We start from the raw sequence: 13459 nt of genomic DNA, 5'->3' as shown, positions 1-13459 counted from the left end.
GGATGTGGCCTGCACCACACTCGCCCGGATGCTCCGCTGAGTAGTGCGGTTGCACCCGTGTCCGCACTGTGGGAGCACCACTTCGTGGCCTCCTTACGGCGTAGCTTCGAATCCGTGGTCGATCTCCCGACGTTCACGCTCGCCGTCGTGGGCGCCGGACCTCGCGGGGTCGGCGTCCTGGAACGGCTCTCCGCCAACGCACCCGAGCTCCTCGGCGACCGCCGGTTCGTGGTGCACCTGATCGACCCGTTCCCCGTGGGGCCGGGCCGCGTGTGGCGCTACGAGCAGTCGCCGCTGCTGCGCATGAACTCGATGCCCGAAGACGTGACCATGTACACGGACGACTCGGTGCGCATGGCCGGCCCGGTCGCGCCCGGGCCGTCGCTCATCGAGTGGGCGCGCGCGGTGCGTGCCGGCACCCTCGATCACCCGGTACCGGCCGACCTGCGCGCCGAGTTCGACGCGCTCGCGAGCACCGACTTCCCCACCCGCCGGCTGCAGAGCCTCTACCTGCGCTGGTTCTACGAGCAGGTGCTCGCCGAGCTGCCCGACGGGATCGAGGTCGTGGAGCACGCGAGCGCGGCCGTCGCGATCGACGACGGGCCGCCGCAGCGCGTGCGCCTCGCCGACGGCTCCGCGGTCACGGCCGACGCCGTGCTGCTGACCGTCGGCCACCTCGACGCGCGGCCCGACCCGGCCGAACACGCCCTGGCGGCCTTCGCCGAGCGCCACGACCTGGCCTACTACCCCGCCGGCTACACCGCCGACGTCGACTACTCCGCCGTGCCGGCCGGCGAGCCCGTGCTGGTGCGCGGGTTCGGGCTCGCGTTCGTGGACCTGTTGCTGCTGCTCACCGAAGGCCGCGGCGGCCGGTTCGAGGACCTGCCCGGCGGCGGCCTGCGCTACCACCCGAGCGGGGCCGAGCCGGTGCTGCACGTCGGCTCCCGGCGCGGAGTGCCCTACCACGCGAAAACGGGGTACCGGCTGCGCGGGAAACCGTTGCAGCTGCCCAGGTTCTTCGATTCCTACGCGATCGAGAAGCTGTGCGCGAAGCCGGGGCAGCTCGACTTTCGCGCCGACGTGTGGCCGTTGATCGCGAAAGAGCTGGCGTGGGCGTATTACACGGAGCTGTTCACCGGTCATCCCGAGTGTGTGCGCATGGATTTCGCGGTGTTCGCCGATCGGTTCGCGGATCTCGACTGGGGCACGCCGGAAATGACGGCGCTGGTCACCGGCGCCGTTCCTGCCGACGAAGACCGGCTCGACCTGGATCGCCTCGACCGGCCGTTCGGCGGTGCGCGGTTCGAATCCGCGGAGGAATTCGGGAAAGCGGCGCGGAAATACGTCGAGGCCGACCTCGCGCGGCGCGCCGATCAGCGGTTCAGCGCGGACCTCGGCGCGTTCATGGCGTTGTTGTCCGTGGTGGGCCAGCTGCCGCTATTGCTGATGACGGACCGGCTTTCGGCGGCTTCCCAAGTCGCCGACATGGACGGCTGGTTCCACGGCTTCTTCTCCTTCTACGCCAGCGGTCCGCCGCCGCGTCGGCTCGAAGAACTGCTCGCGCTCGCCGACGCCGGCCTGCTTTCCTTCCTGGGCGCGGATTTACAGGTGACGGCCGACGAATCGGCCGGCGTTTTCGCCGCGTCGAGTTCGAGTTTCCCCGACGTGGTGCGCGCCCGGACGTTGATCGAGGCGCGGCTGCCGGCCGCGAGCGTGCCGCGCGTGCACGACGAACTGCTCCGCCAGATGCGCGACGCCGGCACGCTCGCCGAGGAAACCGTGCCCGACGCGCTCGGCGACGACCAGCCGTCGGGCCGCATCGCCACGCGCATCACGGATTCGCGCCTGCTCGACGCCGCCGGCACCCCGCACCCGCGCCGCTTCGCCATGGGTGTGCACACGAGCATCCGCTCGCCCGGGGCCTTCACCCGGCCCCGGACCAACGCGATCATGTTCCGGCAGAACGACGCTCTGGCCAGGGAACTGCTGGAGCTGGCGCCGGAGCTGTGACGGCAGGCGGACCGATCACTTCTTGACCGGGTACGCCTTGGGCGCCCCGTCGTCGTCGACCCCGATGCCGGCGTACGCGCTCACCAGCACCGGCGCGGCGCCGACGTTGTCGGTGGCCTTGTCCTTGCCGGTCTTGGCGTCGAGCACGATCGGTTGCCCGCCTTGGGTTCGGCCGTACAGGGCGCCGTGCCAGGCGACGGTGACGCTCGGCGCCACGCGGTTGGTGGCCTGGTCCGGCAGGCTCCACAGCTTGGCGGCGGTCTTGGCGTCGTAGCCGGTGAGCACGCCGTCCTCCTCGCACGTGAGCACGGACTGCTGGTCGTAGAGGCAATCGCCGTAGTTGCTGATGCCGAAGTCGTGCGCGCCTTCGATCTTGGCTTTCTCGGCGCCGGTGGCCGGGTCGAGGAAGAGCAGGAAGGCGTGGCCGCTGCCGTAGTCGGTGCGGTTGGCCACGACGAGCGCCGGATCGGCCTGGATCATGGTGAGCCCGTAGGACTGGCGCGCGCCGATCCACTTCTGCTGCCCGGTGGTGAGATCGAGCGCGGTGGCCTGGGTCATCGAGTCGTTCTCGGCCACGTTGAAGTCGGTGCCCACGAGCACGGTGCCGTGGAGGCTGCCGGCCAGGTAGTCCTTGCGCTGCCAGAGGGTTTTGCCGGTGGCCGGGTCGAGTGCGGCCGTGATGTGGTCGTCGTCCTGGGAGTAGGTCGCGACCACGGCCTGGTCGGTCACGGCGACGACCTGGGTGGTGGCGTTGCCGGCGTCGGCGTACTGGTCGTCGGACACCTTCACATCCGCCTGCCAGGCCTTGGTGCCGCTCGTCTTGTCCGCGGCGACCACCGACAGCGTGATGTAGGCCGGCGTGGTGCCCTGTTCCGGCATGCGCACCGGGACGGCGCCGACCGCGAGCCGGTCGCCGACCGCCGGCGGGCGCGGTCCGGTCTCGTTCACGAACGGGGTGCTCTGGTTGTACGGGTCACCCGGTTTGCCGGCGACCGGCACGGACCACTTCTGGCGGCCGGTCAGCACGTCCACCGCGTTGAGCGCGGTCGGCGTGACGATGTAGCCGGTGCGCTCGCGCAGGGTCATGAACTGCGACACGACACTGCCGGCCAGGTTGGCGCGCATCGCCTCGGCGGGCAGGCCCACGCCGGCCGCCGCGTCGAACGCGGTCGGCGGATCGGCGGTGGTGGCCGCCGGTTCGGTGGATCCCGGCGCGCCCGGCACCGAGCCGCCGGGCACCGCGCCACCCGGCACCGAAGCCTTGCCGTCGGTCGTGCCGCCGCAGCCGGCGACCGTGATCGCTGTCCCGAGACACGCCACGAAAATCAGAGCTCGTCGCATGTGCGGCCGCCTTCCCCCAAGGTCACTGCTTCGATCGCCGCACCATAACGGAGCCGGTGCGAGCAATGTGGCAGTTCACACGAATGTGTCACTATTTCCTGCTCAGGGCGGTGTTTAGGCGAAGATCCCACGGTGAAACCTGCCGGGAAGCGAGGATTCGTCAGTGTTTCCCATTCCGCCCCACGAGCTGTCCGCCGTCGCTTACCCTCCGGATGTCCTGGCCGATCCGAAAGGTGCCCCATGTCCGCTCGTACGCTGCTGGTCCTGACCACGGGTGCTGCCCTGCTGATCGCCGGATGCTCGAGCGGCGTCGGGGGCTCGGCCGCGCCGGCTCCGTCCGCCATCCCGACGGCACCGGCCACTTCGTCCGCGCCGCCGTCGTCTTCGGCGCAGACGCAGGCGCCCACCCCGACGCCGGCCGCGACCCAGACGAGTTCGACGCAGTCCGGTTCGGAGAAGTCGACGGCGGGCGCGATCGCGCGCTACGAGACCTTCCTGCACGCGGTCGGCAAGGAAGACCTTGCCACCACGTGCGAGATCGCGGCGCCGGCCGCGAAGAAGGCTGAGGACGAGGGGTTCGGGCCGTGTGAGAAGACGTTCCCGATCACGTTCCAGATGATCTCCGCGGCGCAGAAGACGGCGCTGCGCAGCGCGACCGTGGACCGGGCCCGGGTCATCGAGTCCAGCTCCACGAAGGTGGAGATCCCGGCCGCCGCGGTCAAGGCCGCCGTGAAGTTCACCGACAGCGATCTCGGTGACTCGACGCTGGAGTACCGCAGCGGCCAGTGGTACATCACCGACTGAGCAGCTGGTCCACGATCTTCGCCGCGACGAACGCGTCCGCGGCCTGGTGCGCGGCGAGGGCGAGCGTCGTGAAGTCGCCGGCGGCCGTCGGATTGGGCACGGCGAGCACGGTCATCCCCGCGGCGTGGGCCGAGCGGATGCCCGAGCTCGAGTCCTCCACGGCGACGCAGCCCGAGGGATCCACGCCGAGCCGTTGTGCCGCGAGCAGGTACGGGTCGGGCGCGGGTTTGCCGTGCACCACGTCGTCGCCGCTCACCGAGGTGGTGAACGGGAGCCCGAGCGTGGTGATCGCGGCTTCGACGTAGGGCCGGGGCGAGGCCGAGACCAGCGCGATCGGGCCCAGCTCGGCTGCCGTGGCGACGAGGGCCGCGGCGCCGGGAAGCAGGCCGAACTCACCGCCCGCCAGCGCCGCGACCATGCCGGTGACGCACTCGGCCACGGCCGTTGCCGGCGTGAGGTCCGGACAGCGCCGCGCGAGGTGGGCCGACCAGTGCGCGGTGCTCTTGCCCTGGATCGCGACCCAGTCCGCCGGTGTCCACTGCTCGCCGTGCCGGGCCGCGACCCGGCCGAAAACCCGGTTCCACGCGTCCGCGCTGTCGACGAGGGTCTCGTCGAGGTCGAAGACGGTGGCGGTGGGCCTCACCGGCCCGCCTGGAAGGCGCAGATCTGGTCGATCGAGGCGATCCTGAGCCACAGCCGGTCGGCGAGCTCACGCAGCTGCGGCAGGCGGGCGACGCTGCCGTCCTCGTTGCACACCTCGCTGATCACGGCCACCGGCTCGAGTCCGGCCAGCCGCATCAGCTCCACGGACGCCTCGGTGTGGCCGCGCCGCTCGGCGAGGCCACCGGCCCGGGCGCGCAGCGGGAACACGTGCCCGGGCCGGCACAGCGCGCCGGGTGTGGTCGCGGGGTCGGCGAGCACCCGCAGGGTGTGCGCGCGATCGGCGGCGGAGATGCCGGACTCGATGCCGGCGGCAGCGTCGACCGACACGGTGTAGGCCGTGCCCGCGGGGTCTTCGTTGACCTGCACCATCGGCGGCAGGTGCAGCCGGTCGGCGAGCTCCGCGGGCATCGGCGCGCAGATCAGGCCGCTGGTGTGGCGCAGGTAGAAGGCGAGTGCCGAGGGAGTGGCGTGTTCGGCGGCCATGATGAGGTCGCCTTCGTTTTCGCGGTCTTCGTCGTCGACGACGATCACCGGCCGGCCGGACTTCAGGTCGAGGACGGCGGCCGCGACGGTGTCCAGCGCGGACGAGCGGTCGGGCCGCAGCTGTGCGGGGATCATGGCTGAACTCACGGCTGCCGACTCTAGGGTCGCCGTGTGCCGCTCATCGGGACGAGTCACTCCACCTTCGGGTAGCGGCCCCGGGCGGGTGACGGCCGGACGCACTCGGTTGCGCCGTCCGGAGCAGGCGCTGTCTTGATCAACCACTGTGGAAATCCACAAAAGGTCACCGGCGCGTGGCTGGTTCGGCCGCCGGGCTCTTCCTAGCGTGAGGTGCGTAGGCGAACCGGAAGGGCGGCAGATGACCTGGGACTTCTCCACGGAACCGGAGTTCGCGGCGAAGCTGGACTGGGCGCGGGAGTTCGTGCGCACCGAGATCTACCCGCTCGAGGTGCTCGACCTCGACCACGCGGGGTTCCGCCGGATCGCGAAGCCGCTGCAACAGGCGGTGAAGGACCACGGGCTGTGGGCCGCGCACCTCGGGCCCGACCTCGGTGGGCAGGGCTACGGCCAGGTGAAGCTCGGACTGCTGCACGAGATCCTCGGGACCACCGAGTTCGCGTCCTACGTGTTCGGGTGCCAGGCACCGGATTCCGGCAACGCGGAGCTGCTGGCGATCGCGGGCACCGAGGAGCAGAAGGCACGCTGGATGCGGCCGCTGCTCGACGGTGCGCTGCTCTCGGCGTTTTCGATGACCGAGCAGGGCACCGGCTCCGATCCGCGGCAGTTCACCACGACCGCGCGGCTCGAGGGCGACGAGTGGGTGCTCGACGGCGCGAAGTGGTTCGTCGGCAACGCCTCGCGCGCCGATTTCCACATCGTGATGGCCGTGACCGAGCCGGACGCCGATCCGTACCACCGGATGTCGATGCTGATCGTGCCCACCACCGCGGCCGGGATCACGACCCGCGAGATCGGGCTGATGAACGACCCGGACCACAAGAACCCCATCTGGTCGCACTGCGAAGTCGGCTACGAGGGCGTGCGGGTGCCGGTGGAGAACCTGTTGGGTGAGCGGGGCGAGGCGTTCGCGCTGGCGCAGAAGCGGCTCGGGCCCGGGCGGATCCACCACTGCATGCGCTGGGTCGGGGTGTGCCGGCGGGCGTTCGACATGCTGTGCGAGCGGGCGGTGAGCATCGACGTGCACGGCGGACCGTTGGCGGACAAGCAGACCGTGCAGAACTGGGTCGCCGACAGCGCCGCGCAGATCGAGTCGGCGCGGCTGCTCACGCTGCAGACCGCGTGGAAGATCGACCAGGTCGGCGCGCAGGCCGCGCGCACCGAGATCGCGATGATCAAGTACCACGGCGCCACGGTGCTGCACGACGTGATCGACCGCGCCATCCAGGTCCACGGCTCGCTCGGCTTCTCCACGGACATGCCGCTGGAACAGATGTACCGCTGGGCCCGCGCGGCGCGGATCTACGACGGGCCCGACGAGGTGCACCGGGTCACCGTGGCGCGGCGGCTGCTCAAGCCGTACCAGCCGGTGAAGGTGCCGACCGAGCACGTGCCGACCCGGCGGGCCGCGGCGCTGGAGAAGTTCCGTGACCGCCTCGAAGAGTTCACGGCGGCGCAGTGACCACGCAGGCGCTGGAGCGGCCGCTCGCCGGCTGGCTCACCGCGCACACCGGCGACCCCGGCCCGTGGGCGCTCAAGCGGCTGACCGGCGGGAACTCCAACGAGACGTGCCTGCTCACCGGCTCCGACACGAGTTACGTGCTGCGCCGGCCGCCGAGCCACGTGCTGTCGAAGTCGGCGCACAGCGTCGCGCGGGAGCACCGGCTGCTGAGCGCACTCGCGCCCACCGCGGTCCGCGTGCCGAAGCCCGTGGCCCTGTGCGAGGACACCGGCGTGCCGTTGGCGCCGTTCCTCGTGATGGAGCACGTGGGCAACGCCGTGTCGATCACGGACACCATGCCGTACCCGCAGATCGAAACGGTGGCCGACGAGGTCGTGGACGCCCTGGCCGCGGTGCACACGCTCGACTGGCGCGCCGCCGGGCTGGAAGGTTTCGGAAGGCCCGAGAACTTCCTCGATCGGCAGGTGGAGCGCTGGTACCGGCAGTGGGAAGGCATCGCGCGGCGGCCGCTGTCGGCGATGCCGAAGATCGCCACCTGGCTGGACGCCAACAAGCCGCAGCCGAGCGCCCCCGCGCTGCTGCACGGCGACTTCCACCTGGACAACTGCCTGTTCGACGCCCACGAGCCGCGCCTGAAAGCCGTGATCGACTGGGAGATGGCCACGATCGGCGACCCACTGCTCGACCTCGGGCTGCTGCTCGCGTTGTGGGGCGGGCGAGGGTCGGCGATGCCGGCCGTGCAGGGCGTGTCCCGCGCACCCGGCGCGCCGCCGCGTGAGCACCTGCTCCAGCGCTACGAACAGCAGGTGGGCCGCGCGATCCCGCAGATCCGCTACTACCAGTGCCTCGCGCTGTTCAAGCTCGCCGCGATCGTGGAGGCCGCGTGGTCGCAATACCTCACCGGTGAGCTGACCAGCGAGTACGCCGCCGCGCTGGAGCACGACGTGCCCGCGTTGCTCGACGAAGCGCTGGACACGGCCGGGCTCGCGCCGTGACGTTGGAGGGAGCCACAACGGCCCCCGCGATCGGGGGTGGCCCGCGGGCGGCCGCCTGAGCACGCTGCAAGCAAGCATCAGCTACGTCGACAAAGGAGACGGCGTGACCGAGCAAAGCGTCAACTTCGGGCTCTGGTACGACTTCCGCAACCCCGCGCAGTGGTTCCGGCCGTTTTCCACCCTGTACCGCGAGGCGTTGGACCAGCTCGCGTGGGCGGAGAGCATCGGGATCGGCTCGGTCTGGCTGACCGAGCACCACTTCTGCGAAGACGGCTACACGCCTTCGCCCTACACACTGGCCGCGGCGATCGGCGAGCGCACCAAGACCATGCGCATCGGCACGAACCTCGTGATCGCGCCGCTGCACAACCCCGTGCGCCTGGCCGAGGACGCCGCGACGCTCTCGCTGCTCACCGGCGGGCGCTTCGACCTCGGGCTCGGGCAGGGCTACTGGGCGCCGGAGTTCGCGGCGTTCGACCGCAACCTCAAGTACCGGCCGAGTCTGCTCGAGGAGAGCGTGGCGGTGATCCGCCAGGCGTGGTCGGGTGAGGAGAAACCGTTCGAGGGCAAGCGGTTCTCGCTTCCTTCGGTGCGGATCACGCCGACCCCGGAGGTCACGCCGAGGCTGCTCGTCGGCGCGATGGCCGACCCGGCGATCGAGCGCGCGGCCCGGATTTCCGACGGGTTCCTCAGCACCCAGAACGTGCACCAGCAGTCCTATTTGGACGCGTTGGACCGGGTGGGCAAATCGTCGGCCGAGGGCCAGATCTTCGCCGGGCAGTGGGCCGTGATCGCCGACGACCCGGAGCGCGAGTGGGCCCGGATCGGGCAGCACGCGTTGTACCAGCTCAACAACTACATCGAGTGGGGCGCGTTCGGCCCGCCCGACGTGGTGCCGCGCTTCGAGACCGCGGACCAGATCGTGGAGGGCGGCGCGTTCCAGCTCTGGGACGTGGCCACGGCCGTCGACGAGCTGACGGCGCTGCTGAAGGACAAGCCGCAGATCAAGGACGTGCACTTCTGGGCGCAGCTGCCCGGCGAGCCGACCGACAGCGGCTCGGCGCGCATCGAGGTGCTCGCCACCAAGGTCGTGCCGCAGGTGCGCCAGCGCCTGGCCGAAGCGGAAACGGCGGGGGTGGCCGGGTGAACCAGCCGCTCGTGCTCACCGACCTCCTGCACCGGGCGCGGGAGTTCTTTCCCGCGCAGGAGATCGTGGAGTACGGCGGCGCCACCGAGACGCACCGCTACACCAACCGGGACTTCCACGAGCGGGTCGTCTCGCTCGCGGGTGCCCTGGTGAGGCTGGGGGTGCGGCCCGGTGACCGGGTCGCCACCCTCGCCTGGAACCACCACCGCCACCTCGAGCTGTACTTCGCCGTGCCGCTCGCGGGTGCCGTGCTGCACACGGTGAACCTGCGGCTGGAGCCCACGGAGATCGCGTACGTGCTCGGGCACGCCGAAGACGTGGTGGTGTTCGCCGACCTCTCGTTGCTGCCGCGGCTGGACGTGGCCCGCGCCGAGCGGCCGGCGATGATCGTGATCGCGACGGACGGCTCCGGGCCCGGCGAGCTCACGTACGAGGACCTCGTCGCCGAAGGTCCACCGCTGGAAAACCCGCCGCGGATCGACGAAAACGATCTCGCCGCGCTCTGCTACACCTCCGGCACCACGGGCCCGCCGAAGGGCGTCGGCTATTCGCACCGCTCGCTGTACCTGCACACCTTCGCCGCGTGCCTCGCCGACGGCCACGCGATCAGCGAGCGCGACACCGTGCTGCACGTGGTGCCGATGTTCCACGCCAACGCGTGGGGCATCCCGTTCGCCGCGCTCATGACGGGTGCGAAGCAGGTGCTGCCCGGCCCGCACCCGGTGCCCGCGGAAATCGCGACGATCGTCGAGGCCGAGGGCGTGACCTACACCGGCATGGTGCCGACGGTCGCGGCCGACCTCGTGCGGCTGGTCGCGCGCGAAGGCGCCGACCTGAGCAGCCTGCGGGCGCTCGTGCTCGGCGGTTCGCCGCCGGACGACGAGCTGCTGCGGGCCCTGCAGGAGCTGGGCATCCCGGCGTTCCAGGGCTGGGGAATGACGGAGATCTCGCCGATGGGCACGTTCTCCCGGCCGCTGCCGAGCGTCACGGATCCGGCCGAACGGCGGCGGTCGGTGCGCAAACAGGGCCGGCTGCTGCCGGGTCTGCGCTGGCGGCTCGTCGGCGAAGACGGCACGGACCAGCCCCACGACGGCGCGGCGCGCGGCGAGCTGCTGATCCGCGGGCCGTGGGTCGCCACGCAGTACTTCCGTGACGAGCACCCGGAGAGCTTCGCCGACGGCTGGCTGCGCACCGGCGACATCGCGACCATCGACGCCGACGGCTACCTCGAGATCGTCGACCGGGCCAAGGACCTGATCAAGAGCGGCGGTGAGTGGATCAGCTCCGTCGCGCTGGAACAGGCGCTCACGGCCAACCCCGCCGTGGCCGAATCCGCGGTGGTCGGCGTGCCGCACGAGCGCTGGCAGGAGCGTCCGTACGCGCTCGTTGTGCTCGAACCCGGCCGCTCGGACACCCCCGATGACGTGCTCGCCGACCTGCGCGACCGCGTGCCGCGCTGGTGGCTGCCCGAGGGTGTGCTCGTGGTCGACGAGCTGCCGCGCACGAGCGTCGGCAAGATCGACAAGAAGGTGCTGCGCGCGAAAGTGGCCGCGGGGGGTGCCGGATGAAGTTCGGGGTCTTCTACGTCCTCGAGTGCCGCGACCACGACTTCCGCCGCGCGTACCGGGAGATGCTGGCGCAGATCTCCTACGCCGAGGAGCTCGGCTTCGACGAGGTGTGGCTCGCCGAGCACCACGGCAGCGACTACGGCTCGATGCCGTCGCCGCAGGTCGTGGCCGCCGCCGTGGCCGAACGCACGAGCCGCATGCGCATCGGTATCGCGGTGAGCAACCTGACCTTCGACTGGCCCGTGCGCGTGGCCGAGGACTACGCGATGGTCGACGTGCTGTCGAACGGCCGGCTCGACTTCGGGGCCGGGCGCGGGTACCAGCCGGGCGAGTTCCACAACATGGGTGTGGGCGACCGCCAGGACGTGAGCCGCGAGGTATTCGACGAGGCGCTGGAGATCGTGCGCGGGCTGTGGCGCAAGCAGGCCGGCGAGCCGTTCTCCTTCCACGGCAAGCACTTCGACCTCACCGAGGTCGACTGCCGGCCCACGCCGGTGCAGCGTCCGACGCCGCCGATCTACGTCGCGTCGATCAGCCCCGAGACGTTCCACCTCGCCGCGGCGCAGGGGTACAACCTGCTGGTCACGCCCACGTTGATGACACTGCCGGAGCTGAATCGGCTGGTGGTGGACATCAAACGCTCGCTGATCACCAGCGGCCGCGACCCGCTGTCGCTCGACTTCCCGATGAACTGGCAGGTGCACCTCGCCGACACCACCGAGGAAGCGCTGGCCAACGTCGCGGAACCGCTGTCCTGGTACTACCGGCACGTGCTCGACCTCGTGCCGAGCGGTCCGCACGCGCCGCACACCTACGAGCGCTACGCGGAACTCGTGGCGACGTCGGAAGAAGCGGGCGGCCCGACGCTCGACGGCCTGCGCGACGCCGGCGTGGTGTACGCCGGTGACCCGGCCGGGCTCGTCGCCGAGATCGAGACGCTGTACGAGGAAACCGGACTGCAGCACCTGATCTGCTGGATGCGCTTCGGTGGCCTCGCACACGAGAAGGTGCTGCGCTCGCTGGAACTGTTCGCCGAGCACGTGCTGCCCCGCTTCCGCGACCGGCCGCCGATCGTGCCGCGGGCGTTGCGGGCCGAAGTCGCTGCCATTCCCTGAAACCCGTCGAGAGAGAGGCGAGACGCCATGGGCTACCTAGAGGTCGAAGACGGCCGGCGCGTGTACTTCGAACACCACCGCGGCTCGGGCCGCGCGATCGTGCTGATCCACGGCTGGGGTGCCACCGGCCGGTGCTGGGACACGATCGCGCCTGCCTTGCGCGCCAACGGGAACGAGGTCGTGCTCCTCGACCAGCGCGCGTGCGGCCGGTCGGACAACGACTTCGCCGACGTCACGATCTCCGCGCTCGGCTCCGACGTGGTGCGGCTCGTGGAGCACCTCGGCCTGAGCGCGCCCGTGGTCAACGGCTGGTCGCTCGGCGGCGCGGTCGCCGTGGACGCGGTGGCGAAGCTGGGCGCGAACTGCTCCGGCCTGATCCTGACCGGTGGCGCCACTCCGCGCTACACGTCCACTTCGGACTGGCCGCACGGCGGTGGGGTCGACGACGTGAAGGGTGTGCTCGGCGCGGCCGCCGCCGACCGGGCCAACACGTTCAAGAGCGTGGCCGAAGCCGTGTGCGCCGAGCCGCAGACGCCCGACACGCTCGCCTGGCTGTGGGGGATGTTCATGGAGATGGGCCCGATCGGCGACGAGTCGCTGCTGGACCTGGCCGAGCTCGACCAGCGCAAGATCCTCGGCGCGCTGAGCGTTCCCGTGCTGTTCCTGCACGGGCGCAAGGACGGCTTCGTGCCGTTCTCCGGCGCCGAAGCCGCCCGTGACCTGTGCGCCGACGCGCGGCTCGTCGAGTTCCCGGGTGCGGGCCACGCGACGTTCCTCGAAGACCGTGACACCTACCTCGCCGAGGTCACCGGCTTCCTGAACCGATGACCACCTGGCTCGTCACCGGCGGTTCGCGGGGGATCGGCCGGGCCGTGGTCGACCACGTCGCCGCCGCCGGTGACAACGTGGCGTCGCTGGCGCGCTCGGCCGGCAGCGAGCCGCCGGCGGTGCCCAGCCGGGTGCTCGAGGTCAAGGGCGACGTGACCGACGAGGACTCGATCCGCCGCTGCGTCGAGGCCGTGACCGAACGCTTCGGCTCCATCGACGTGGTGGTGAACAGCGCCGGCGTGCACCGCGGCCGCCGCATCGAGGCACTGGCGAGATCGGCGTGGGACGAGGTGCTCGCCACGAACCTCACCGGTGCGTTCGAGGTGTGCCGCGCGGTGGTGCCGCTGCTGCCGCGGGGCTCGGCGATCGTGAACGTCGGCGCGGTCGTGGGCTTGCGCGGTTTTCCCGGCGACGTCGCGTACGGCTCGGCGAAGGCCGGCCTGTCGGGGCTCACGCAGGTGCTCGCGGTGGAGCTCGCGCCGCGCGGTGTGCGCGTGAACCTCGTGGTGCCGGGCTTTGTGGACACCGACATGACCGCCGGGCTCAGCGACAAGGCGCGCCAGAGCATCGTCGACAAGATTCCGGCCGGCCGCATCGGTACGACGGCCGAGATCGCCGAGGTCATCGTGGCCGTGGCGCGCTCGACCTACATGACGGGCGCGACCGTGCCCGTGGACGGCGGTCTGCTCGCCACCTTCGGCGGCGGCTGACCACCGCGCTTTGTGCGGACCTCCAACGGGCGCGCGCGACAACCGTTCTGCCTGCGCGTTCGGCTGGTTAGCGTCGGACAACGAACCAGGGCATCACCACCCGCTGGACGTGAGATCAACCCAATCGAGAAGGAGAAC

At 71.0% G+C, this 13459-nt stretch carries 12 protein-coding genes; 9 read left to right on the top strand and 3 right to left on the bottom strand.

Annotation, left to right across the window (positions count from 1 at the left end; translation table 11 throughout):
* Positions 1 to 114: 114 nt before the first annotated feature.
* On the top strand, positions 115 to 2010 hold the full coding sequence (locus VSH64_RS35585) for an FAD/NAD(P)-binding protein (RefSeq protein ID WP_326567133.1): 1896 nt from the start codon (positions 115 to 117) through the stop codon (positions 2008 to 2010).
* 15 nt (positions 2011 to 2025) lie between these two features.
* Here VSH64_RS35585 and VSH64_RS35580 read toward each other — a convergent pair whose 3' ends face one another.
* On the bottom strand, positions 2026 to 3351 hold the full coding sequence (locus VSH64_RS35580; RefSeq protein WP_326567132.1) for an outer membrane protein assembly factor BamB family protein: 1326 nt from the start codon (positions 3349 to 3351) through the stop codon (positions 2026 to 2028).
* Positions 3352 to 3591: 240 nt separating this feature from the next.
* Here VSH64_RS35580 and VSH64_RS35575 point away from each other — a divergent pair, with 240 nt between their 5' ends.
* Positions 3592 to 4155, top strand: coding sequence for a hypothetical protein (locus tag VSH64_RS35575; protein WP_326567131.1), 564 nt, complete (start codon positions 3592 to 3594; stop codon positions 4153 to 4155).
* On the opposite strand, the gene VSH64_RS35570 is transcribed toward VSH64_RS35575, so the two are convergent.
* Positions 4145 to 4798, bottom strand: coding sequence for an HAD family hydrolase (locus VSH64_RS35570; protein ID WP_326567130.1), 654 nt, complete (start codon positions 4796 to 4798; stop codon positions 4145 to 4147). The genes VSH64_RS35575 and VSH64_RS35570 overlap by 11 nt on opposite strands.
* The gene (gene ribB / locus VSH64_RS35565) at positions 4795 to 5448 is read right to left on the bottom strand and encodes a 3,4-dihydroxy-2-butanone-4-phosphate synthase (RefSeq protein WP_326567129.1); all 654 of its coding nucleotides are present in this window, start codon (positions 5446 to 5448) and stop codon (positions 4795 to 4797) included. The genes VSH64_RS35570 and ribB overlap by 4 nt, the downstream gene beginning before the upstream one ends.
* 229 nt (positions 5449 to 5677) lie before the next feature.
* On the opposite strand from ribB, the gene VSH64_RS35560 reads away from it, so the two are divergent.
* From VSH64_RS35560 to VSH64_RS35530, 7 genes are all read left to right on the top strand, one after another.
* The gene (locus tag VSH64_RS35560; protein WP_326567128.1) at positions 5678 to 6958 is read left to right on the top strand and encodes an acyl-CoA dehydrogenase family protein; all 1281 of its coding nucleotides are present in this window, start codon (positions 5678 to 5680) and stop codon (positions 6956 to 6958) included.
* The gene (locus VSH64_RS35555) at positions 6955 to 7953 is read left to right on the top strand and encodes a phosphotransferase family protein (protein WP_326567127.1); all 999 of its coding nucleotides are present in this window, start codon (positions 6955 to 6957) and stop codon (positions 7951 to 7953) included. Before VSH64_RS35560 ends, VSH64_RS35555 begins: the two co-directional genes overlap by 4 nt.
* 103 nt (positions 7954 to 8056) lie before the next feature.
* A complete protein-coding gene (locus tag VSH64_RS35550; protein WP_326567126.1) occupies positions 8057 to 9100 on the top strand; it encodes an LLM class flavin-dependent oxidoreductase in 1044 nt (347 codons plus the stop codon).
* Positions 9097 to 10668, top strand: coding sequence for a long-chain fatty acid--CoA ligase (locus VSH64_RS35545; RefSeq protein ID WP_326567125.1), 1572 nt, complete (start codon positions 9097 to 9099; stop codon positions 10666 to 10668). The genes VSH64_RS35550 and VSH64_RS35545 overlap by 4 nt, the downstream gene beginning before the upstream one ends.
* A complete protein-coding gene (locus VSH64_RS35540) occupies positions 10665 to 11783 on the top strand; it encodes an LLM class flavin-dependent oxidoreductase (protein ID WP_326567124.1) in 1119 nt (372 codons plus the stop codon). Before VSH64_RS35545 ends, VSH64_RS35540 begins: the two co-directional genes overlap by 4 nt.
* A gap of 27 nt (positions 11784 to 11810) precedes the next feature.
* On the top strand, positions 11811 to 12611 hold the full coding sequence (locus VSH64_RS35535; RefSeq protein WP_326567123.1) for an alpha/beta fold hydrolase: 801 nt from the start codon (positions 11811 to 11813) through the stop codon (positions 12609 to 12611).
* Positions 12608 to 13321 carry an SDR family NAD(P)-dependent oxidoreductase gene (locus VSH64_RS35530; RefSeq protein ID WP_326567122.1) on the top strand — a complete coding sequence of 238 codons (714 nt, stop codon included), beginning with the start codon at positions 12608 to 12610 and terminating at the stop codon, positions 13319 to 13321. The genes VSH64_RS35535 and VSH64_RS35530 overlap by 4 nt, the downstream gene beginning before the upstream one ends.
* Positions 13322 to 13459: the final 138 nt, after the last annotated feature.

This window comes from Amycolatopsis rhabdoformis (assembly GCF_035918295.1).
In the GTDB taxonomy this organism is placed as follows: Bacteria; Actinomycetota; Actinomycetes; order Mycobacteriales; family Pseudonocardiaceae; genus Amycolatopsis; species Amycolatopsis rhabdoformis.
The sequence above is the reverse complement of the archived record's forward strand: the minus strand, read 5'-3'. Positions and strand labels throughout refer to the sequence as shown.

Excerpts from the sequence above, each read along its gene's own strand:
- VSH64_RS35540 (WP_326567124.1), top strand. The coding sequence starts at position 10,665 with ATGAAGTTCGGGGTCTTCTACGTCCTCGAGTGCCGCGACCACGACTTC.
- VSH64_RS35530 (WP_326567122.1), top strand. The coding sequence starts at position 12,608 with ATGACCACCTGGCTCGTCACCGGCGGTTCGCGGGGGATCGGCCGGGCC.
- VSH64_RS35535 (WP_326567123.1), top strand. The coding sequence starts at position 11,811 with ATGGGCTACCTAGAGGTCGAAGACGGCCGGCGCGTGTACTTCGAACAC.
- VSH64_RS35575 (WP_326567131.1), top strand. The coding sequence starts at position 3,592 with ATGTCCGCTCGTACGCTGCTGGTCCTGACCACGGGTGCTGCCCTGCTG.
- VSH64_RS35580 (WP_326567132.1), bottom strand. The coding sequence starts at position 3,351 with ATGCGACGAGCTCTGATTTTCGTGGCGTGTCTCGGGACAGCGATCACG.
- VSH64_RS35560 (WP_326567128.1), top strand. The coding sequence starts at position 5,678 with ATGACCTGGGACTTCTCCACGGAACCGGAGTTCGCGGCGAAGCTGGAC.